This is a genomic window from Saccharothrix sp. NRRL B-16348 (assembly GCF_001280085.1).
Lineage (GTDB): Bacteria > Actinomycetota > Actinomycetes > Mycobacteriales > Pseudonocardiaceae > Actinosynnema.
The window spans coordinates 98722-120149 of record NZ_LGED01000270.1 but is presented as its reverse complement, the minus strand read 5'-3'; the positions used below and the strand labels follow the sequence as shown (position 1 = coordinate 120149).

Genomic DNA, 21428 nt, shown 5'->3' with positions numbered 1-21428 from the left:
CCCGACGACCATCCCACGCCGCGCACCACCAGCCGCCGCCGCACCGCCAGCCGCCGCACCGTCCCCCGACACCAGCCGCCGCACCAGCCCGCCGCTAAGCCTTCTCCAGGTACTCCGCGCGCTCGTCGTCCAGCAACCCCGCCACGAGCCCCGCCAGCCCCGGGTTCGCCGTCAACTCCGGGTCCGCCTCCACGATCTCCTGCGCCACCACCCGCGCCTCGGCGATCACGTCCTCGTCGCGCAGCAGCGACAGCATCTTCAACCCCGACCGCTTGCCGGACTGCGCCGCGCCGAGGATGTCGCCCTCGCGCCGCAGCTCCAGGTCGAGCTGCGCCAGCTCGAAGCCGTCCAAAGTGGACTCCACGGCCCGCAGCCGCTCCATCGTGGCCGTGCCGTCCGGCATCTCGGTCACCAGCAGGCACAGCCCCGCCGCGCTGCCCCGCCCGACGCGCCCGCGCAGCTGGTGCAGCTGGCTGACCCCGAACCGGTCCGCGTCCATGATCACCATGACGGTGGCGTTGGGCACGTTCACGCCGACCTCGACCACGGTCGTGGCGACGAGCACCTGCACCTCGTTCGCCGCGAACGCCCGCATCACGGCGTCCTTGTCCTCCGGCGGCATCCGGCCGTGCAGGATGTCGATCCGCAGCCCGCGCAACGGCCCCTCGGCCAGCCTGTTCGCCACGTCCACCACCGCGAGCGGCGGCCGGCGGTCGGAACCGTCGTCCTTGGCCGACTCCTTCGGCGGCGTCTCCCCGTCGTCCTCCGCGGCGCCGTCGCCGATGCGCGGGCACACCACGTACACCTGGTGGCCCTTGCCGACCTCTTCGCGGATGCGCTGCCACGCCCGGTCCAGCCAGCCCGGCTTCGACGCCACCGGCACCACCGACGTGCTGATCGGCGAACGCCCCTGCGGCAGCTCGCGCAGCGCGGACACCTCCAGGTCGCCGTACACGGTCATCGCCACCGTGCGCGGGATCGGTGTGGCCGTCATCACCAGCACGTGCGGCGTCGACCCGCCCGCGCGCCCGCTCAGCGCGGCCCGCTGCTCGACGCCGAACCGGTGCTGCTCGTCCACCACGACGAGCCCCAGGTCGGCGAACTCGACCTTGTCCTGGATCAACGCGTGCGTGCCGACCACGATCCCGGCCTCACCGGACACGATCTCCAGCAACGCCCGCTTCCGCGCCGCCGTCGCCATCGACCCGGTCAGCAACGTCACCCGCGTCGCGTGCTCCGCCCCACCCAGCTCACCGGCCTGCCCGAGGTCGCCCAGCAACTCCCGCAACGACCGCGCGTGCTGCGCCGCCAGCACCTCGGTGGGCGCGAGCATCGCCGCCTGCCGCCCGGCGTCCACGACCTGCAACATCGCCCGCAACGCCACGATCGTGTTGTGGGTCACGATGAAGTGATCTGTCACGTAAAGCTGATCGGGGTGAGCGATCGAGATGCACTGCACCGGCTTGCGACCAACGTGCTCGACCCGGCGGATCGCGCGCACCGGCTTCGCGTACTTCGTCCGCACCTGGACCAGATCCGCTTTCCGGGCGAGCCGAAACGGCAGGAAGTCGTTCGGCAGGCGGAGGCTCACCAGGTGGTAGGTGTTGCCCATCTTGGTGATCGGCCGTACCCGACCCGTTCCACCCAGCGACTCCGCGAGCCACCCGACCTGCTCGGCGAGCGTCGCCGAGGCCGACACGAAAGAGACGTTCGACCCCCGTTTCCCATCCAGCGTTCCATCGGTGTCGAGAAGGCCCTGCAGGAGCGCGTGCCTGTCCTTCACCGGCGCGACGAGGTAACACTCCGGGACGCGCTTCGTGTGCGACCGGTGGCCGTAGACGCCGATCTCGCGCAGTGCCGCGAGCAGCGGGTTGCGACCGCGCTCGCGGCCCACGACGTACCAGTCGTACGCGCGACTGCCCGACCGTTTCGTCAGTTCGCAGCCGTCGGGCAGGACTTCGACCAGTCCGGCGATCAGCTCCGCGTCCGCGCTGGTGAAGACGACACGCCCGTTCACCAAGCTGCCGCCTCCCAGCAGCAACCCCAGTAGGTAAGGATCCACCGGCCGCTCTTCGTGGCAGTCGATCTCCGGCGCAGTGATCGTCGGCAGGTGCCACTTCGATGAGCCGTTGGCAGTCGTCAGGTCGTCACGGATCTCGCGCAGGGTGAGCACCTTCAGCGGGTTCCCCCGGTTCCGCCGGACGGTCGTGTTGACCGCCCACAGGTGCTCCAAGTCCGACTCGACGCTGGTGCCGTCGGAGAGGACGACCCGGTAGACCTCGCGCTCGCCTTGCGGGAAGACACCGGTGACTACGGTCACCTCGCCGTCGGCTGCGATGACCTCGTCACCCGACCGGATATCACCCATCAACCGGAAGCCCGCAGGCGTCAGCACCTTCGCGTCGAGCGGTTGCGCCTTGCCCGAGCCGACCTCGCCCTGGAGCAGCCGGTTCATCGGGTGCTCGCCGCACAGGTCCTGCGCGATCCGCTCGCCGACCTCGCGCTGGCCCGCCGTCAGCTCGAACGGCAGCCGGGCTTCGAACGCGTCACGCACCAGGCCAGGCCTAGGGGGGCACGCGGGCGCGGGGCGGGCCGTCGCCGAACGGCGGCGTTGCGCCAGCGTCAGCTGCACCGCCATCGCCTCGTCCCACTTCAGCCGCTGCTGCGCGACGGTGATCGCGGCCCAGCCGTCCGGCCGGTGGATGTCGCGCAACGCCTTCTCCAGCCCGACCAGCCCGCGCTCGGCCCGCAACGACGCCGGCAGCGGGTCGTCGGCCACCCCGTCCCACACCGCGAGGACCTGCTCGACGCAGTTGGAGACGTTCCACGACTGGATGCCCTGCGCCGCCGGGTAGACCGGGATCATCGCCCCCGCGAAGTCCGCCGCCGCGGCGTCCTCGCCGTCGAGCACCTGGTAGTCGGGGTGCGCGAGCTGGAGCTTGCCGTTGAACATGCCGACCTTGCCCGCGAACATCGCCTCGCGGCCCGGCAGCAGCTCCCGCTCGACCTTGCGCGAGCCGCGGCCGAAGAACACCAGGTGCAGGTCACTGGTGCCGTCGGTGATCACGGCCTCCAGCAGCTCGCCGCTGCGCGACTTCATCCGCCGCTGCCGCGCGCTCTTGACCCGCGCCTGCACGGTGACGTGCTCGCCGAGCTCCAGCCCGGCGATCTCGGTCAGCTTGCCGCGCTCGTCGTACCGGCGCGGGTAGTGGCGCAGCAGCTCACCGACGGTGCTCAGGCCGAGACCGGCCTCCAGCGCGTCGGCGCTCTTCTTGCCGAGCACCGACACCAGCTTCTCGTCGAAGGTCGTCATCCCGGCCCATTCAACTACTCGACACCGACAACCAGCAGCGCGTCCCGCTGTCCGCCCTGGTAGGCGGCCAGTTCCACTTCCGGGTGGGCGACGCGCAGGTGATCTTCCAGCACCCGCTCGACCCCGTCCGGGGCGGCCCGCCCCAACAGCACGGTGACCAGCTCGCCGCCGCTGGCGAGCATCCGGTCCACCAGCCGGCACGCCAGCGCGCCCACGTCGGCCGGGTCGGGCTCGATCAGCACGACCTCGCCGTCCACCATGCCGAGCAGGTCGCCCGGACGGCACCGGCCGACCCAGGTGATCGCCTCCCGGTCGGACACCGCGACCTCGCCGCGCCGGGTGGCCGCCGCCGCCTCGGCCATCGCGACCACGTCGTCGCCCGCACGCCGGGACGTCGAGTGCACGGCCAGCGCCGCCAACGCCTGCACCGGGGAGAACGTCGGCACGACCACGACGTCCTGACCGGCGGCGACGGCCTGCGTGACGGCGTCGTCCAGCGGTTCGCGCCACGTCGGGTCGCCGGGCAGCACGGTCACCTGCCGCGCCCGCGTGCTCACCACCACGGCCAGCAGGTCGGCCGCCGTCACCTCGGCGCCGGGCTCGAACACCACCGCACCTTCGGACCGGAACAGCTCGGCCGCGCCCTCGCCCTCGACCAGCACGACGATCGCCCGGTCGCGCACGAACCGGGGCGCCTGGGCGGCGATCTGGTCGGCGAAGCGCGCCACCGTGATCCGGTGCGGCCGGCCCGCGCGGATGCCCGCCTCGACGGCCGCGCCGATGTCGTTGCAGTGCACGTGCACGGTCCACAGCTCGGCGCCGTCGCCGACCACGGACACGCAGTCGCCGACGGCCGCCAGCTCGGCCTTCAGCACCTCCACGTCCGGCGAGCCGTCCAGCAGGTACATGACCTCGTACTCGAACTCGGCCGATCCGGCCTCGCGCGCGGTGGTCAGCGGCTCGCGCGGCACCGTGACGACGACCGGCACGTCCTCGACCTCACGTCCGGTGATCACCGCCGCCAACGTGTCCAGCAGCACGACCAACCCCCGCCCGCCCGCGTCGACCACACCGGCCTTGGCCAGCACGGCGAGCTGGCGCGGTGTGTCGGCCAGCGCCTCGGCGCCCGCCTTCGCCGCGACCGTGACCACCTCGTCCAGGTCGTCGGACGCGCAGTCGCGGGCCGCCTCGGCCGCCGCGTGCAGCACGGACAGCACCGTGCCCGGCACGGGCTTCGAGACGGCGGCGGTGGCCAGTTCGTCGGCACGCCACAACGCCCGCCGCAACGACGCGCCGGACGCCGTGGAGGCACCTTGAGCGGCCTCCGCGAGCCCGCGCAGCACCTGCGACAGGATCACCCCGGAGTTGCCGCGCGCACCGGCCAGCGCACCGCGCGCGAGCGCGCCCAGCGCCGCCCCGACCGTGTCGACGGGTGTCCTGAGCAGCGCGTCCAACGCCGAGCGCATCGTCTGGAGCAGGTTGGTCCCGGTGTCGCCGTCCGGCACGGGGAACACGTTGATGCGATCGATGTCCTCCCGGTTGGCGTCCAGGGACCGCACGCAGGCGTCCGCCCACTGACGCACCGCGACCGCATCGAGAGCCTGCATGCGGGCGAGGGTATTCGACCCGGTTTGGTGGCAGAACGCGCCACCGGCTACCCTGTCTGGGTTGCCATGCCCGGCTGAGGCTTGTGCACGCTTGCGCGCCCGCCGGGGCGTGAGTATCGATCAGGAACCTTAAGGAGTGGCTGACGTGGCTGCCGTGTGCGACGTCTGTGGCAAGGGGCCGGGCTTCGGCCATTCTGTCTCGCACTCCCACCGGAAGACGAACCGCCGGTGGAACCCGAACATTCAGACCGTGCGCGCGAAGGTTTCCTCTTCGACGCGGCAGCGGCTGAACGTGTGCACCTCGTGCCTGAAGGCGGGCAAGGTGGTGCGCGGCTGATGACCCGCGCCTGAGCTTGGCGAAAGGCCCCCGGAACGTGGTTCCGGGGGCCTTTCGGCGTACCTGGTGCGTTGACCACTTGGGTTCGCCGGGTTGGTCGGGCTGCTCGTGGTCGGCCCCAGCGTTGGTGGCGTTCGCTGCGGATGCGTGCTCGTTCGCGGCGTTGGGCGTCGAGGATGTCGGGGTGGCGGGCGTTGGCGTTGCGCCGGCGCAGGTGTTCTTGGAGCCCTCTGCGCCCCAGAGCCGGTCGTCGCCGACGGAGTAGCAGCCGCGGAAGTAGCGGATGCCGTGGGTGCGGCGGTAGGTCGCCGGCAGCCGCTCCGGCTTCGTGCGCGGTGCCCAGCCGTAGCCGTGGTGCGGGCGGATGGACAGCGGCCCGAACTGGTCGAAGGCGAAACACCGCTGCGGGAAACGGGTCAGGACCTCGTCGATGCGGTCGAGCTTGGCGGCGAAGGCGGGGTCGTTGGAGGTCTTCCAGGTCCGGGTGCGCTGGCTGGGGGGCGGGCCTCGGCCATCGCACGACGAACGCGATGTCGTCGGAGCCGATCAGGCGGGGATGGCCTCCCGCCCAGCTGGGGTCCAGGGCAGTCAGGCTGCGGGCGTCGAAGTCGTGGTTCCCTGCTTGCCACGACGCGTGTATTGCAGCAGCCTGCGGCCCTCGTCCTCGGTTGATCGACGTGCTCTGACCGGTTCGGCCATCGATGCCTCTCATGCTCGGCGGCGACTACGTCACCACCGAGCATGAGATCAACCCTGCTACCGGTCGCGGACTTCGCGCGCCTTGTCCCCAACCCGGCGAACGTTCGTGGTCACGCACTAGGGCGTGTGACGGTCGTGCTTGCGCAGGCGTCCCCGCCCAGGGGATCCCTTGTTTTGATCCTGCCAGAAGGGACCGACAACCCCAGGCGATCAGGCTCGACCTGTGGACAACTCGGCCTGGGGACAACCGCGAGACGAGACCGGAGCTACGGCAGCTTCCAGTCGATCGGCTCGGCGCCCTGCTTCACCAGCAGCTCGTTGGCCTTGCTGAACGGCCGCGAGCCGAAGAAGCCGCCGGCCGCCGACAGCGGGCTCGGGTGGACCGACTCCACGCAGCGGTCCGCGCCCAGCAGCGGCTTGAGGGCGCGGGCCTGGCTGCCCCACAGGATCGCGACCAGCGGCGCGTCCCGCTCGGCCAGCGCCTTGATCGCCTGCTCGGTCACCGGCTCCCAGCCCTTGTTGCGGTGGGAGTTGGACTTGCCCGGCTGCACCGTCAACGCCCGGTTGAGCAGCAGCACGCCGCGCTCGGTCCACGGGGTCAGGTCGCCGTTGGTCGGCTCGGGGTGCCCCAAGTCCGCCACGTACTCGGTGTAGATGTTGATCAGGCTCTTCGGGATGGGCCGGGTCTCCGGCGACACCGAGAAGCTCAGGCCGACCGCGTGCCCCGGCGTCGGGTACGGGTCCTGGCCGACGATCAGCACCCGCACGGCGTGGAACGGCTGCTGGAACGCCCGCAGCACGTTCTCCCCGGCGGGCAGGTAGGTCCGCCCGGCGGCCACCTCCGCCCGCAGGAACTCGCCCATCGCGGCGATGCGATCGGCCACGGGCGCGAGTGCCGCGGCCCAGCCGGCTTCCATGATCTCTTCAAGCGGACGTGCCACGGCGGGACCCTATCTCAGTCGAGGCGCCGCAGTTCCTTGCGGTACAGCAAGATGTTGTTCACGTACTTGTCCACCGCGAACTGCCACGCGCCGTCCGGCACGACGTATCCCTCGCGCACGCGGGCGGGCACGCCGAGCGCCATCGACCGGGCGGGCACGTGCCCCTCGAACGACACCACCGCGCCGGCGCCGACGATCGCCCCGGTCTCCACCACGGACCCGTTGAGCACCACCGATCCCGAGGCGATCAGGCACCGGTCGGCGATGGTCGCGCCCTCGATGTGCACGTTGTGCCCGATCACGCACTCCGCGCCGATCAACGTCGGGTGGACCTCGGTGCAGTGCACGACCGTGCCGTCCTGGATCGACGTCCGCGCGCCGACCTCGATGCGCCCGTAGTCGCCGCGCAGCACGGCCTGCGGCCACACCGAGGCGTGCGCGCCGATCCGCACGTCGCCGATCACCGTCGCGTCGGGGTGCACGTAGGCGTCCGGGTGGATCACCGGCTCGTAGTCACCCAACGCGTAGATCGCCATGCGGTCCTCCCGGCCTCAGAGATCCTTCGCAAAGCAAAGGCTTTCCGGATGATGCCGGTAGACGCCGAAGTTGTCGATGCGCGCGTATCCATTGGCCCGGTAGAGCCCGATGGCCTCCGGCTGGCGCAACCCGGTCTCCAGCACCATCCGGGTGCGCCCGGCCGACCGGGCCGCCGTCTCCAGCGACGCCAGCACGACCCGGGCCAGCCCGCGCCCGCGCAGCCCGTCCACCACGTACATGCGCTTGATCTCGGCGTCGCCGGGGCGCAACGAGTCCTTGGCCACGTCGTGCGCGCGCCACCCGCCGCACGCCACCGGCACGCCGTCGAGGTAGCCGACCACGAAGTGCCCCAGCGGCGCGGCGAACTCGGCCGGGTCGACGGGCGTGACGTCGCCCTCGCCGTAGCGGTCCACGTAGACCTGCTGGAGGTCGGAGATCAACTTCACCGAGTCTGGATGGTCATACGCCAGCGTGCATAGTTCCACAAACGTGAGGCTACCTACCGCCAGTGCTCCCAGCCAGGGGGTTTCTCGTACGCGCGGCCGTCGACGGTCACGCCGCTGCCGTGCCGGACCGTGCCGATGGTGCGCCACCCCTCGGGCACCGCCCCCGGCTCGGGGAACGTCGCCGCCAGCGCGTGATCCTCGCCACCGGTCAACGCCCAGTGCCGGGCGTCCGCGCCGAGCGCCGCCGCGACGTCGATCAGCCGCGGGTGCACCTCCAGCAGCTCGGTGCGGATGTCGATGCCGATGCCCGACTCGTCCGCGATGTGCCCCAGGTCGGCCAGCAGGCCGTCCGACACGTCGATCATCGCCGTCGCGCCCGCCGCGGCCGCCTGGGGCCCGGCCTCGTAAGGGGGTTCGGGGTTCCGCTGCGCGCCGACGACCGCCACCGGCGACCGGAACCCGCGCTGCAGCACGGCCAAGCCGCCCGCCGCCCAGCCGAGCCGTCCGCACACCGCGACGACATCACCCACTTGCGCCCCCGAACGGGTGACGGGCTCCAGACCGTTCATGTCGCCCATCGCGGTAACGGAGATCACCAGTGTCGCGGACGACACCATGTCGCCACCCACCACGCCCGCGCCCGCGACGGTCGCCTCCTGCCACAGCCCGGCGGTGATCCCCTCCACCACGGAGGACGGCGTGTCGGCCGGGCACGCGAGGCCGATCAGCAGGGCCGTCGGAATCGCGCCCATGGCCACGACATCGGCCAGGTTCACGGCCGCCGCCTTGCGCCCCACCTGCTCGGGAGACGACCAGTCGAGTCTGAAGTGGACACCTTCGACCAGCACGTCGGTGGACACCACCACGCGGCCGTCGGGCGCCGCGACCACAGCCGCGTCGTCACCCGGCCCGAGCAGGGTGGTGGGCGGCTGCGTCCGACCTGCCGTCACCCGGCGGATGAGACCGAACTCACCCACCTCAGCGACCGTGTCCGCGTTGCGCGGCGGCTCCGGACGCAAGGTTGCCTCCCGTTCTGAGCATTCGGAACCCCAACTGGGGTACGTTGCTGTGCACGTTCCTACCCCGACCTAACCTGTCGCGACGAAGGGGCACGCCGTGGTGCACGCATACATCCTCATCCAGACCGAGGTCGGGAAGGCAGCCGCCGTTGCGGCGGAGATCTCCGGCATCCCCGGTGTGGCCACCGCGGAAGACGTCACCGGCCCGTACGACGTCATCGTCCGCGCCGAGGCCGACACCGTCGACCAGTTGGGGCAACTCGTGGTCGCCCGCATCCAGAACGTGGAGGGCATCACGCGAACGCTGACCTGCCCGGTGGTCCACCTGTAGGGCCGTGCTGTCATAGCCGGGTGGCCCAGGAACCGGAACCCGCCCCGCTGCTCCCCCGCCCGCTGCTCGTCCTCGCCCTCGGGCTGACGGCGCTGCTCGCGGTGGGCGTCGCGGCGGCGGGCCTCTTCCTCGACGACGGTGACGGCGCGGACCCGTCCGCCGTCCACACCGGGCCCTTGGCGCTCGTGCCGGTGCCCGCGCCGAAGGCCGGGTCGGCTGAGTGCCAGGCGCTGCTGGGCGTCCTGCCGGCGCAGCTCGTGTCCGGCGGCGACACGTTGCCCCGCCGTGAACTGGCCTCGCCCGCACCGGCCGGCGCGGTGGCGTGGGGTGACGCGCGGCACGAGCCCGTGGTGCTGCGGTGCGGGCTGGACCGTCCCGGTGACCTCACCCCGACCTCCCAGTTGCGGGTGATCTCGGACGTCCAGTGGCTGGAGGTGTCCGAGGGCGGTTCGGCCACCTGGTACGTGGTGGACCGGCCCGTGTACGTGGCGCTGACCGTGCCGTCGGACGCGGGCACGGGGCCCCTGCAGGACATCTCGACCACGATCCGGGACACCCTCGCCAAGGGCCCCGTGGACACCCGGGGCTAGCGCGGTCTAGCGCAAGCCCGTGCCGCGGGCGATCGCCGTCTCCACCAACGTGGTCAGCAGCGTCGGGTAGTCGACGCCCGTCTCGGCCCACATCCGCGGGTACATCGAGATCGGCGTGAAGCCGGGCATGGTGTTGACCTCGTTGACCACGAGCTCGTCGTAGTCGGTGACGAAGAAGTCGACCCGGGCCAGGCCCTGGCAGTCCAACGCGCGGAACGCGGCGACGGCCATCTCGCGCAGGTCGCGGGTGACGTGCTCGTCCAGCTTGGCGGGGATGTCGAACTCGCACACGTCGTCGAGGTACTTGGCGTCGAAGTCGTACCAGTCGACCTCGCCGCCGACGATGCGCAGCTCGGCGGGCAGCGACGCCTCGACGCGGCCGTCCGGGAACTCCAGCACGCCGCACTCGACCTCGCGGCCGGACACGGCGGCCTCGATGATCACCTTCGGGTCGGTCTTGCGCGCCAACGCGATCGCGCTGTCCAGGTGGGCCCAGTCGACGACCTTCGAGATGCCGACGGACGACCCGGCGCGCGCGGGCTTGACGAAGACGGGCAGCCCCAACCGTTCCCGGTCCTCGTCGGCCAGGGTCTCCTGCTCGCGGCGCAGCACGGCGAACTCGCCGACCGGCAGGCCCGCGCCCTTGAGCAGGCGCTTGGTGAACTCCTTGTCCATGGCGACCGCGCTGGCCAGCACACCCGGTCCCACGTACGGGATGTCGGCCAGTTCCAGCAGGCCCTGGATGGTGCCGTCCTCGCCCCACGCGCCGTGCAGGACGGGGAACACGACCTCCACGTCGTCGAGCACGTCGTTGGGCGCCACCGGCACCAGTTCGCTGCCGGACACGGGGACCAGCGCGTTGACGGTGGGCAACTGCCGGTCCCGCACTTCGAGCGCCTTGGTGTCGTCGGCGCCGATCACCCACGCGCCGGTTTCGGTGATGCCGACCGGCACGACGTCGAACCGCTCCCGGTCCAGGTGCGGCAGGACACTGCCGGCGGACAGGCAGGAGACCATGTGCTCGCTGCTGCGCCCGCCGAACACCACGGCGACCTTGGTCTTGCGCTGTGTCATGGCTCGGACCCTACCCGGATGGCGTAACCGGCCACCCGCTTCGCCCCGCGAGCGTTGAACTCACCTGTCCTGAACGTAGGACTCTCGCGCTCCGATGGACGTAGGACACGCGCGAGAGTCCTACGTTCGCGTCGCGTGTGTCGTACCTCCAGGTCGCGCGTGTCCTACGTTCGGAACGCGCGTGTCCTACGTTCGGGACGCGTGAGTTCAACGCTCAGGACGAGGGAGCGTGGGTGGCGAGGATGCGGATCAGGTCGGGGATCGCCGCCGTCAGCTGGTCGCGCGAGCAGGCGCTGTAGCCGATCGCGGCGCCGTGCACCTTCGGGCGGCCGGCGTGGTGGCGGCCGAGGCCGTCCAGCCGCAGGCCGCGGTCGTGCGCCTCGGCCAGCACGTCCCGCTCCGCCTGCGCCGACGGCAGCGGCACGACGATGTGCGCGCCGGCGTCGTCGCCCAGCACGGGGATCCCGGCGTCGGCGAACGCCGCCGACAGCAGCGCACGGCGTTCGGACAGCTCACGCCGGAGCTTGCGGAGGTGCCGCCCCAGGTCCCCGTTGCGCGCCAACTCGACCAGCACCCGCTGACCCGCCGCGGACGGGCTGGTGCCGGTCCGGTCGCGGTGCGCCAGCACCTCGGCGGCGATCGGCTCGGGCGCGACCATCCACCCCGCACCGAGGGTAGGCGTGAGGATCTTGCTCGTCGTGCCCAGGTGCACCACCACGTCGGGCGCCAACGCCGCCAGCAACGGCAACGGCGCCACGTCGTACCGCAGCTCGCCGTCGTAGTCGTCCTCGACGACCAGCCACCCCTCCGCCCGCGCCCGCTCCACCAACGCCACCCGCCGCGCCGCCGACATCCGCCCGCCCATCGGGTACTGGTGCGCGGGCGAGCAGTACACGCCGCGGACACCCGGCGGCACGGCCTCCACCAACAGCCCTTCGGCGTCCACGGGCGCCTGCACGACCTTCACCCCCGCCGAACGCAGCGCCCACACCGCCCGCTGGTACCCCGGTTCCTCCACCGCCACCGCGTCACCCGGCCGCAGCACGGCCGACCCCAGCTCCACCAACGCCGCCGTGGTCCCGCCGGTCGCCAGCACCAGCTCCTCCCGCAACCCGCCGCGCACTGCCAACCCCCGGTGCCGCAACAGGTGCTCCGCCACCACCGCCCGGTACTCCGGCAGCCCGCCCCGCGCCGGCCGGAACAACGGCTGCACGTCCGCCGCCGCACGCCAGGCCCGCCGCCACGCCGCCCGGTCCAGCCCCTCGGCCCACGGCGCGCCGGGCGCGAGGTCCACCACGTCCACCGGCACGGCGGGCGCCGCCGCACGCCGGGTCCGCGCCTTCAACGCGCCCGGCGGCGTGGTCGTCACGTAGGTGCCCGACCCGTGCCGTCCCGCGATCCAGCCCTCGGCGTGCAGCTGCTCGTATGCTGCCGCTGTCACGGTCCGGCTCACGCCGAGCCGTTCGGCCAGCGCCCGGGTCGAGGGCAGCCGGTCGCCGCTGCGCAGCCGCCCGTCGGCCGCCGCCGCGCGCAGGGCGTCCGCGAGCTGCACGGCCAGCGGTTCGGCCGAGTCGCGGTCCAGCACCACCGCCAACGCCGTCTCCGCCACAGTGGCCTCCTCAAAACGCCGAGAATTGGCTCTTGAAGAGGGCCACTTTACCGGACAGGCTCGTCCCATGACGTTGTCACCGACGGACCGCAGCACCATCAAGCGCGGGCGCAACCGCGCCGTCACCGAACGCGAGGCGCTGCACGCGGTCCTCGACGCCGCCCTCGTCTGCCACCTGGCCGTCGTCGTGGACGGCGCGCCGCTCGTGCTGCCCACCGGCTACGGCCGCGACGGCGACACCCTCTACCTGCACGGCTCGACCGGCGCGCGCAGCCTCCGCGAGGCCGCGACCGGCGTGCCCGTGTGCGTCGCCGTCACGATCCTGGACGGCGTCGTCTACGCCCGCTCGGTGTTCGACCACTCGATGAACTACCGCGCCGCCGTCGTGCACGGCACCGCCGTCCCCGTCACCGACCCGGACGCCAAGCGGCACGCCCTGCGCGTGCTCACCGAGCACATCGCGCCCGGCTCGTGGGACTACGCCCGCCCGCCGACGCCGAAGGAACTGGCCGCGACCGCCGTGCTGTCGCTGGACCTGGCCGAGGCGTCGGTGAAGATCCGCAGCGGCCCGCCCGGCGACGAGGACGAGGACGTCGCCGCCAACGCGAAGTGGGCGGGCGTGCTGCCGCTGCGCACCGCGTGGGGCGAGCCCGAGCCGGACCCGACACTGGTCGGCGAGTGGGACGTGCCGCCGCACGTCACCGCGCGGACGTAGTCCCGTCCAGCGGGTCGAACCGGACCGGCCGCACGGTGCGCCCGCCGTCGCGGTACACGTGGATCGTGACGGCGGGGTCGGCGCCGTCGTTGCGCACCTGGTGCACGTACGACGGGCCGAACACCCGCGACTGACCCGCCACGAGGTGGTGCAGCACCTGGGTGGGCCCCGGCGTGACGACCTCCGTCAGCGAGCCGCTGACCACGGTGAACGCACCGCTGGTCACGCCGTGGTCGTGCAGCTCGGCGCGCTGGCCGGGCAACCAGCTCATCAGCCACACCTCCTGCTCGGGCGTCTTGTCGACCAGCGCGGCGAAGCGGGTCTCGGGGTCGTAGCGGAGCAGGTGGGCCCAGCGCTCACGCCGTGCCGCCGTGTCGAGCGCGATCCGCACGGGGTGCAGCGCGGCGTGCGACTGGGGCAGGGCGATGGTGTTCTCCGGAACGGCGAACATGGTTCCTTCTCGGTGCTCGGTGAGTGTGCGAGCCTCACGGGCTCGCGGGACGCGAGGCGATCACCGGGAAGGACAGAGCGCGCTGGCGACCAAGCGGAGGTCGATGTGACCCCGCCCGTCGGTCATGGCGCGAAAAGACATGCTGACGAGGGTGGCAGCCGACCCGCCGGCACGCAACCCCTCTCACCCGCTGGACGCGTCACAACGACCGGAGCACGTCCTCGACGAGGTCGGCGGTGTCCTCGCAGCCCGCGGACAGCCGGACCAGGCCCTCGGGCACCGGGTCGCCCCACTGCGCCCGCCGGTCCAGGCTGGTGTGCAGGCCGCCGAAGCTCGTGCTCGCGAACACCAACTCCGACCGCTCCAGGAACGACGCCACCGCGCCCGCGTCCGCCAGCACGAACGTCAGCACCCCGCCGAACCGCCGCATCTGCTTCGCCGCGATCTCGTGCGCGGGGTCCTCGGGCGCGCCGGGCCACCGCAGACCGGTCACCGCGGGATGGTCCTTCAGCACGGCGTAGAGGGCCGCCGCGTTCGCCGCCTGCCTGCTCAGCCGCAGGTCCAGCGTGCCGAGACCCCGGTGCGCCAGCCACGCCTCGAACGGGCCCGGGATCGCGCCACCGGTCGTCCGCGCGGCACGCACCCGTTCCGCCAACGCCTGATCCGCCGTGGACACGTGGCCCAGCAGCACGTCGCTGTGCCCGGCGACGGCCTTCGTGTCGCTGCTCACCACCGCGTCCGCGCCCAGCAGCAGCGGCTGCTGCCCCAACGGGGTCGCGGTCGTGTTGTCCACCGCCACCAGCGCGCCCGCCGCGTGCGCGGCCTCCACCAGCGCGGCGATGTCGCAGACGTCCAGCCCGGGGTTGGACGGCGACTCCAGCAGCACCAGCCGCACACCCTCGAACGACGGGTACGGCCCGGCCGTCGGCGCCTCCACCACCTGCACCGGCATCTCCGCGACCAGCGTGCGCGTCAGGTAGTAGCCGTCGCTCGGCACCACCACCACGTCACCGGGCGCGAGCACGACCCGCAGGAACGTCGAGATCGCCGCCATCCCGGACGGGAACAGCACGGTCGTGCCGCCGTCCAGCTCGCCGAGCGCCGCCTCCAACGCCCGCCACGTCGGGTTGTGCGGCCGGCCGTACGTGTCCTCGCCGCCCAGGTGGTAGGCGGACGCGAACACGGGCCCGGCCAGGAACGGCTCACCCGGCACCGCCGGCGTCGAGTGCACGACCCGCGTGCCGTCACCCCAGGTCACTGGCGTTCCGCCTTCCGCTCGCGCCCGAGCAGTGCCGCCGTCAGCACGCGCGGGTCCAACCCCTCGTGGCACACCTGGTGCACGCCGTCGGTGATCGGCATGTCCACGCCGACCCGTGCGGCCAGCTCCCGGATCGACGAGCACGACTTCACGCCCTCGGCGACCTGGCCGTGCGCGGCTTCCTGCGCCTGCGCCAGCGAGTCGCCGAGCCCCAGCCGTTCCCCGAACGACCGGTTGCGCGACAGCGGCGACGCGCACGTGGCCACCAGGTCGCCCAGCCCGGCCAACCCGGCGAACGTCAACGGGTCCGCGCCCAGCGCCGCGCCCAACCGCGCCGTCTCGGCGAGACCGCGGGTGATGATCGAGGCCATCGTGTTGTCCCCGAACCCCATGCCCGCCGCCATGCCGCACGCCAGCGCGATCACGTTCTTGCACGCGCCACCGAGCTCGCAGCCCACCACGTCGACGTTCGTGTACGGCCGGAAGTAGGAGTTCGAGCACGCGTGCTGCAACTCCACCGCGCGATCGTGGTCGGTGCACGCGATGACGGTCGCGGTCGGCTGCTCGGCCGCGATCTCCTTGGCCAGGTTCGGCCCGGACACCACCGCCACCTGGTCCTCCGGCACGCCGGCGACCTCGCGGACCACCTCGCTCATCCGCTTCAGCGTGCCCAGCTCGACGCCCTTGGCGAGGCTGACCAGCGTCGCGCCCGCGGGCAGCCACGGCCGCCAGCCCGTCAGGTTCTCCCGCAACGTCTGGCTCGGCACCGCCAGCACCACGGCCTGCGCGCCGGCCAACGCCTTCCGCGCGTCCGACGTGGCGGCCAGGTTCGCCGGCAGCGCCACGCCCGGCAGGTAGTCGGCGTTGACCCGCCCCGTGGAGATGGCGTCGGCCACGTCGGCCCGCCGTGCCCACAGCACCACGTCCGTGCCGGAATCGGCGAGCACCTTGGCGAACGCGGTGCCCCACGACCCGGCGCCCAGCACCGCGACCCGGTCCACGTCAGGCCTTCTTGGTGTAGAAGCCGTCGGGCGCCTGCTCTTCGCGGATGTCCGCGAGCAGGTCCTTCACCTCGTTCATCAGCACGTCGGTGACCTCGCGCAGCAACGCCAGGTTCTGCGGCCGTGCGCGGTAGGCGTCCAGGTCGACCGGCGGACCGACCTTCGTCACCACGGTCTTGCGCGGCAACGGGCGGAACTTCTTCCGGTAGTGGTCGTAGACCTCGCGCGTGCCCCAGCGCGCCGCGGGCAGCACCGGCACGTCGTGCTCCAACGCGAGCCGCGCCACCCCGGTGCGGGAGGCCATCGGCCAGCCGTCCGGGTCGCGGGTGATCGTGCCCTCCGGGTAGATGATCACGACGAGGCCCTGCTCCAGGGCTTCGTGCGCGGCGCGCAGGCTCTGCTGGGCGTCCGCCGTGCCGCGGTAGACCGGGATCTGCCGGGCGCCCTTGACCACGGCGCCGAGCACCGGGACGTTCCACAGGCTGTGCTTGGCGAGGAAGTGCGGCACACGGCCTTGCTTGTGCGTGAAGACGGCGTCGTACACGGGGTCGAGGTGCGACACGTGGTTCATCACGATGAGCGCCCCGCCTGTCCTGGGCACCCGCTCCGCGCCTTCGTTGCGCCGCCGCGCCATCAGCGCGGTGGCGGGGTAGAAGACCGCCGCGGCGAGCCCGACCCAGAAGCCGCCCTTCTCCTTGGCCACGTGCACTCCCTCTTCGTCGTGGACCTGGAGTCTTCCTCACGACGCCGGGAGCGACAATCAAGCCCTCGCCCTGGCCAGGTCCAGCCGGCATCCGGGAGTATGGCGGGGTGGGAGCCGACGTGGACCTGGTGGTGCCGGTCAAGACCCTGGACCGGGCCAAGACGCGGTTGGTCGGCGCCCGGCTGGACCGCCCGGCGCTGGCCTTGGCGTTCGCGTTGGACACCATCTCCGCCGCGCTCCCGGCCGTCCGCCGTGTGCTGGCCGTCACGTCCGACCCGTCGGTGGTCGCGGAGTTGCGGGCGCTCGGCGTCGAGTCGATCCCCGGCCCGGAAGGCCTGAACGAGTCGCTGCGGTTCGGCTTCGACCTCCTCCGCTCCCGCGACCCGGCCTCCGTGGTCGGCGCCCTCCAAGCCGACCTGCCCGCCCTCCGCACCCCGGACCTCGTGGCCGCCCTGGCCACGGTGAGCGGCCGTTCGTTCTGCCCGGACCGCCAGGGCACGGGAACGACCCTGCTGCTGTCGGCACCCGGCGGCGACCTGGCACCGGCGTTCGGCGTCGGATCCGCGGGCGCCCACACGGCTTCCGGCGCCACGCCCCTGCTCGGCCCGTGGCCGTCGCTGCGCCACGACGTCGACACGGCCGAAGACCTGCGCCTGGCCGCGGACCTGGGCCTCGGCCCGCGCACCGCGGCCACCGTCACACCCGTGGGCTGCTGAGACTTCTCCCGGTAGCCGACCCGATTCGGAGCGTGGCAACACCTTTCGATCGACTAGCTTGGACGTGTGACCGAGCACGCAGCCGAACAGGCCACGGTGAGCGCACACCACCCGGACGGCTCAGCCACCGTGCTGCGCGACGACGGCGTGCTGGTGGACGTGTCCGCCGAAGCCGTTGCCGAAGGCGGCTGGCGCTCGCTGCGCGCCGGCCAGCGGGTCACCCTCGTGCGGGATGCCGCCGGTGACGTGCGGGGCGTGCTCCGGCCGGTGTGACGCGGAGTTCACTTCCTGGTCGGCTCCGCTCAGCGCGCAGCCGCCCGTATTGGGGAACAATGCTGATCGTGAGCACGGACAACACTCCCGACCAGCCCGCGCCCAAGCGACGGACGAGGACGCCGCGGACCACGCCGGCCGCGAGCACCCCCCGCCGCCGACCGCGACCGGCCACCCGCCGCGGCGGCGCCGGCACGCGTGCGGGCACGACGGCGGCGCAGCAGCCCGCCGACGGCGCGTCCCGGTCGTTCCCGAGCTCACCACCGGCGGTCACGGCCACCGAGGCGCAGGTCGACCTGCCCGACGACCGGTACTTCAACCGGGAGCTGTCGTGGTTGGACTTCAACGCCAGGGTCCTCGCGCTGGCCGAGGACGCCTCCCAGCCGTTGCTGGAGCGGGCGAAGTTCCTGGCCATCTTCGCCTCGAACCTGGACGAGTTCTACATGGTCCGGGTCGCGGGCCTGAAGCGCCGCGACGAGACGGGGCTGTCGGTGCGCAGCGCGGACGGGCTCACCCCGCGCGAGCAGCTGGCGAACATGTCCAAGCGCGCCCAAGGACTGGTCGAGCAGCACGCCAGGGCGTTCCTCGACCACATCCAGCCGGAGCTGGAGAAGCACGCCATCAGCATCGTCAACTGGGCGCAGCTCAGTGACTTCGAGCAGCTGCGGCTGTCCAACTACTTCACCGACCAGGTGTTCCCGGTGCTCACACCGCTGGCCGTGGACGCTGCGCACCCGTTCCCCTACATCTCCGGCCTGTCGCTGAACCTCGCCGTGACGGTGCGCGACCCGGAAGGCGGCGCGGAGCGGTTCGCCCGCATCAAGGTGCCGGACAACGTGCCGCGCCTGGTGCGCGTGGAGAGCGACCGGACCAGCCCGACGGCGACGTTCCTGCCGTTGGAGGAGCTGATCACGGCGCACATGGGCGAGCTGTTCGCGGGCATGCAGGTCATCGAGTGCCACGCGTTCCGGGTGACCCGCAACGCCGACCTGGAGGTCGAGGAGGACCAGGACGAGGACCTGCTGCAGGCGCTGGAGCGGGAGCTGGCGCGTCGCCGGTTCGGGCCGCCCGTGCGGCTGGAGGTCGCCGACGACATGACGGAGAACATGCTGGAGCGGCTGCTGCGGGAGATGGAGGTCGACCCGCACGACGTCGTCCAGGTGCCGGGTCTGCTGGACCTGTCGTGCCTGTGGCAGCTCTACAGCGTGGACCGCAAGCAGCTCAAGGACGCGCCCTTCGTGCCCGCCACGCACTCGGCGTTCGGCGAACGCGAGACGCCCAAGAGCATCTTCGCCACCCTCCGCGAGGGCGACGTGCTGGTGCACCACCCGTACGACTCGTTCTCCACGTCCGTCCAGCGGTTCATCGAGCAGGCGGCGGCCGACCCGCGCGTGCTGGCCATCAAGCAGACGCTGTACCGCACGTCGGGCGACTCGCCGATCGTGGACGCGCTGATCGACGCGGCCGAGGCGGGCAAGCAGGTCGTGGCGCTGGTGGAGATCAAGGCGCGGTTCGACGAGCAGGCGAACATCAAGTGGGCGCGTGCGCTGGAGAAGGCGGGCGTGCACGTCGTCTACGGCCTGATGGGGCTCAAGACGCACTGCAAGACGTCGTTGGTGGTGCGGCAGGAGGGCTCGCGGATCCAGCGGTACTGCCACATCGGCACCGGCAACTACAACCCGAAGACGGCCCGGATGTACGAGGACATCGGCATCCTCACCGCCGAGCCGACCATCGGCGCGGACCTCACCGACCTGTTCAACGTGCTCACCGGGTACGCCCGGCAGGACCACTACCGCAGCCTCCTCGTCGCGCCTTACGGCGTGCGGCGCGGGATCGTGGAGCGCATCGAGCGTGAGATCGAGCACGCACGGGCGGGCGCGCCGGCCGGGGTGCGCATCAAGGTGAACTCGCTGGTGGACGAGCAGGTCATCGACTCGCTGTACCGGGCGTCGCAGGCGGGCGTGCGGGTCGACGTGGTCGTGCGCGGCGTGTGCGCGTTGAAGCCGGGCATCAAGGGGCTGTCGGAGAACATCCACGTCCGGTCCATCCTGGGCCGGTTCCTGGAGCACTCGCGGGTGTTCCACTTCGTCGGCTCGGCGGAGCACTGGATCGGCAGCGCCGACATGATGCACCGCAACCTGGACCGGCGGGTCGAGGTGCAGCTGCGGGTCACCGACCCGAAGCTCACCGCGCAGCTCGACGCGATGATGGACTCGGCGCTGGAACCGACCACGCGGTGCTGGGTGCTGCAGTCGGACGGCGAGTGGGAGGCGTCGCCGGCGGACGGCACCAGAGTGCGCGACCACCAGACCGAGATGTTGCGCAACCACCGCGCGATCGGCTGAGCCGTTGATCCGGGCTGCCGGCGCCGTGCTGTGGCGCGATGGTTCCGTGGCGGTCGTGCACCGGCCGCGCTATGACGACTGGTCCCTGCCCAAGGGCAAGCTGGACCCCGGCGAGACGGTGCCCGCGGCGGCGGTGCGGGAGGTGCTGGAGGAGACCGGCTTCCACGCCGTGCTGGGTCGGTACCTGTGCCAGGTGACGTACCGGGCTTTCGGCAAGCCGAAGGTCGTGGACTACTTCAGCGCGCAGGTCGCGTCGGGCGCGTTCGCGCCGAACGACGAGGTGGACGAGCTGCGGTGGGTGCCGTTCGCCGAGGCGGCTTCGCTGGTGACGTCGGACACGGATCGTTCGGTGCTGGCGGCGTTCACGGCGGAGCCGGCGGATTTGGCGACGGTGTTGCTGGTGCGGCACGCGAAGGCGGGCAAGCGGGACAACTGGCCGGGTGACGACAACCTGCGGCCGTTGAGCTCGGCGGGGTGGCGGCAGGCTGGTGGGCTGCGGTCGATGCTGCCGCTGTGGGGGCCGGTGCGGGTGCACTCCGCGCCTCGGGTGCGGTGCGTGGAGACCGTTCAGGGGGTGGCGGAGGACTTGGGCGTCGGCGTGCTGCTGGAGCCGCGGTTGTCCGAGGAGGGGTACTGGCCGGACCGCGAGGCCGGGCTGGTGCGGCTGCTGGAGATCGTGGACGGCGTCGGGACGCCCGTCGTGTGCAGCCAGGGCGGTGTGATCCCGGACATCGTCTCCACCCTCGCCGACCTGGGCGGTCTGTCGTTGGGCGGCACGCCGTGCAAGAAGGGCAGCGCGTGGCTGCTGGCGTTCCGCCGGCCGGAGCCGGGGTGGTCCACTTCGGACTCGCACACGTCCTGGCCGCGTCTGGTCTCGGCCCACTACTTCCCGACCGCGCTGCCGACCCCGACCACCTGACCCGCCGGCTCGAAGGCGGCCTGACCTGGGTGAACACGGCGCTGTCGTTGACGTTGCCACCGGTCGACACCACCGCTCGGCCGTCGTGGGCGAGGCTTTGAAACGGCATTCCGTTGCCACCCGACGTCGTCCACTCGACCTGCGGATCACGGCTCAACCAGCCGCACCCACTTCGAGGACAGCCCTTAGGCCGGTCGGGTCACGCCGGGAGTCCGTTCGAGCACGGTGAGTTCTCCACAGGCGCCCAGAACGCCACCGGAATTGTCAGACCGGGCCGGCAGCATGAAAACCGGGGATCCCCCCGGCGGGGACCCCTGCGAAGCATCTTCACCATCACCGGGACGCCGTATCGGCACCGACGCAACGGCGGCCCGATTCGCGCTGACCGAACGGCCGGACCAAGCGCGCCCGGCGCGATCAGAGCGCCGATCGCTCACGCCCCGAACTCACCCCGCGCGTTCCGAGCACCCATCCGCGCGCGTTCCGAGCGTTGAACTCGGGGGTCCTGAACGTAGGACACGCGCGTTCTGAACGTAGGACA

At 72.1% G+C, this 21428-nt stretch carries 19 protein-coding genes and 2 pseudogenes; 8 read left to right on the top strand and 13 right to left on the bottom strand.

Annotation, left to right across the window (positions count from 1 at the left end; all coding sequences use genetic code 11):
• Positions 1 to 94 precede the first annotated feature (94 nt).
• The 3 genes and pseudogenes from ADK67_RS54465 to ADK67_RS46875 all read right to left on the bottom strand — a co-directional run.
• Positions 95 to 1804: pseudogene (locus ADK67_RS54465) on the bottom strand (helicase-related protein); the annotation flags it as partial.
• Positions 1805 to 2806: 1002 nt separating this feature from the next.
• Positions 2807 to 3313, bottom strand: a pseudogene (locus ADK67_RS54460) (OB-fold nucleic acid binding domain-containing protein); the annotation flags it as partial.
• Positions 3314 to 3327: 14 nt separating this feature from the next.
• A complete protein-coding gene (locus ADK67_RS46875; RefSeq protein WP_053723101.1) occupies positions 3328 to 4920 on the bottom strand; it encodes a DAK2 domain-containing protein in 1593 nt (530 codons plus the stop codon).
• A 145-nt stretch (positions 4921 to 5065) separates the two neighbouring features.
• Between ADK67_RS46875 and rpmB the strand changes: the two genes are divergently transcribed.
• The gene (gene rpmB, locus ADK67_RS50245) at positions 5066 to 5257 is read left to right on the top strand and encodes a 50S ribosomal protein L28 (protein ID WP_033437952.1); all 192 of its coding nucleotides are present in this window, start codon (positions 5066 to 5068) and stop codon (positions 5255 to 5257) included.
• A 965-nt stretch (positions 5258 to 6222) separates the two neighbouring features.
• Here rpmB and ADK67_RS46870 read toward each other — a convergent pair.
• Genes ADK67_RS46870 through ADK67_RS46855 form a run of 4 tightly spaced genes read right to left on the bottom strand, consistent with a single transcriptional unit; the run spans position 6223 to position 8899 of the window.
• A complete protein-coding gene (locus ADK67_RS46870) occupies positions 6223 to 6897 on the bottom strand; it encodes a uracil-DNA glycosylase (RefSeq protein ID WP_082404876.1) in 675 nt (224 codons plus the stop codon).
• A 14-nt stretch (positions 6898 to 6911) separates the two neighbouring features.
• Positions 6912 to 7433 carry a gamma carbonic anhydrase family protein gene (locus ADK67_RS46865; protein ID WP_053723099.1) on the bottom strand — a complete coding sequence of 174 codons (522 nt, stop codon included), beginning with the start codon at positions 7431 to 7433 and terminating at the stop codon, positions 6912 to 6914.
• A 15-nt stretch (positions 7434 to 7448) separates the two neighbouring features.
• Positions 7449 to 7880: a GNAT family N-acetyltransferase gene (locus tag ADK67_RS46860; protein WP_442974262.1), complete on the bottom strand. Its 432-nt coding sequence runs from the start codon at positions 7878 to 7880 to the stop codon at positions 7449 to 7451.
• 53 nt (positions 7881 to 7933) lie between these two features.
• Positions 7934 to 8899: a thiamine-phosphate kinase gene (locus ADK67_RS46855; RefSeq protein WP_053723097.1), complete on the bottom strand. Its 966-nt coding sequence runs from the start codon at positions 8897 to 8899 to the stop codon at positions 7934 to 7936.
• 97 nt (positions 8900 to 8996) lie between these two features.
• Between ADK67_RS46855 and ADK67_RS46850 the strand changes: the two genes are divergently transcribed.
• Both ADK67_RS46850 and ADK67_RS46845 read left to right on the top strand, forming a co-directional pair.
• Positions 8997 to 9230, top strand: a complete 234-nt coding sequence (locus tag ADK67_RS46850) for an Lrp/AsnC family transcriptional regulator (protein WP_015104517.1) — start codon at positions 8997 to 8999, stop codon at positions 9228 to 9230.
• Between the two features lie 20 nt (positions 9231 to 9250).
• Positions 9251 to 9820: a DUF3515 domain-containing protein gene (locus tag ADK67_RS46845; RefSeq protein WP_053723096.1), complete on the top strand. Its 570-nt coding sequence runs from the start codon at positions 9251 to 9253 to the stop codon at positions 9818 to 9820.
• A 6-nt stretch (positions 9821 to 9826) separates the two neighbouring features.
• Here ADK67_RS46845 and ADK67_RS46840 read toward each other — a convergent pair whose 3' ends face one another.
• Entirely contained in the window at positions 9827 to 10894 is a 1068-nt protein-coding gene (locus tag ADK67_RS46840; protein WP_053723095.1) for a D-alanine--D-alanine ligase family protein, read from the bottom strand.
• A 214-nt stretch (positions 10895 to 11108) separates the two neighbouring features.
• Positions 11109 to 12503 (bottom strand): MocR-like pyridoxine biosynthesis transcription factor PdxR, encoded by a 1395-nt coding sequence (gene pdxR / locus ADK67_RS46835; RefSeq protein WP_053723094.1) that lies wholly within the window; start codon positions 12501 to 12503, stop codon positions 11109 to 11111.
• Positions 12504 to 12570: 67 nt separating this feature from the next.
• Here pdxR and ADK67_RS46830 point away from each other — a divergent pair, with 67 nt between their 5' ends.
• A complete protein-coding gene (locus ADK67_RS46830; protein ID WP_053723093.1) occupies positions 12571 to 13218 on the top strand; it encodes a pyridoxamine 5'-phosphate oxidase family protein in 648 nt (215 codons plus the stop codon).
• On the opposite strand, the gene ADK67_RS46825 is transcribed toward ADK67_RS46830, so the two are convergent.
• The 4 genes from ADK67_RS46825 to ADK67_RS46810 form a co-directional block, all read right to left on the bottom strand.
• A complete protein-coding gene (locus ADK67_RS46825; protein WP_053723092.1) occupies positions 13202 to 13669 on the bottom strand; it encodes a cysteine dioxygenase in 468 nt (155 codons plus the stop codon). The two genes, ADK67_RS46830 and ADK67_RS46825, sit on opposite strands and share 17 nt — an antisense overlap.
• Before the next feature lie 199 nt (positions 13670 to 13868).
• Entirely contained in the window at positions 13869 to 14927 is a 1059-nt protein-coding gene (locus ADK67_RS46820) for a cystathionine gamma-lyase (protein WP_082404875.1), read from the bottom strand.
• Positions 14924 to 15928 carry an NAD(P)H-dependent glycerol-3-phosphate dehydrogenase gene (locus ADK67_RS46815; RefSeq protein WP_053723091.1) on the bottom strand — a complete coding sequence of 335 codons (1005 nt, stop codon included), beginning with the start codon at positions 15926 to 15928 and terminating at the stop codon, positions 14924 to 14926. The genes ADK67_RS46820 and ADK67_RS46815 overlap by 4 nt, the downstream gene beginning before the upstream one ends.
• A 1-nt stretch (position 15929) precedes the next feature.
• Positions 15930 to 16631 (bottom strand): lysophospholipid acyltransferase family protein, encoded by a 702-nt coding sequence (locus ADK67_RS46810; RefSeq protein WP_053723118.1) that lies wholly within the window; start codon positions 16629 to 16631, stop codon positions 15930 to 15932.
• Between the two features lie 107 nt (positions 16632 to 16738).
• On the opposite strand from ADK67_RS46810, the gene cofC reads away from it, so the two are divergent.
• The 4 genes from cofC to ADK67_RS46790 all read left to right on the top strand — a co-directional run bounded on the left by cofC (position 16739) and on the right by ADK67_RS46790 (position 20887).
• Positions 16739 to 17347 (top strand): 2-phospho-L-lactate guanylyltransferase, encoded by a 609-nt coding sequence (gene cofC / locus ADK67_RS46805; RefSeq protein WP_053723090.1) that lies wholly within the window; start codon positions 16739 to 16741, stop codon positions 17345 to 17347.
• A gap of 66 nt (positions 17348 to 17413) precedes the next feature.
• A complete protein-coding gene (locus ADK67_RS46800; protein WP_053723089.1) occupies positions 17414 to 17620 on the top strand; it encodes a hypothetical protein in 207 nt (68 codons plus the stop codon).
• Positions 17621 to 17679: 59 nt separating this feature from the next.
• Positions 17680 to 19968 (top strand): RNA degradosome polyphosphate kinase, encoded by a 2289-nt coding sequence (locus tag ADK67_RS46795; RefSeq protein ID WP_053723088.1) that lies wholly within the window; start codon positions 17680 to 17682, stop codon positions 19966 to 19968.
• 7 nt (positions 19969 to 19975) lie between these two features.
• A complete protein-coding gene (locus ADK67_RS46790; RefSeq protein ID WP_082404880.1) occupies positions 19976 to 20887 on the top strand; it encodes an NUDIX hydrolase in 912 nt (303 codons plus the stop codon).
• Positions 20888 to 21428 lie beyond the last annotated feature (541 nt).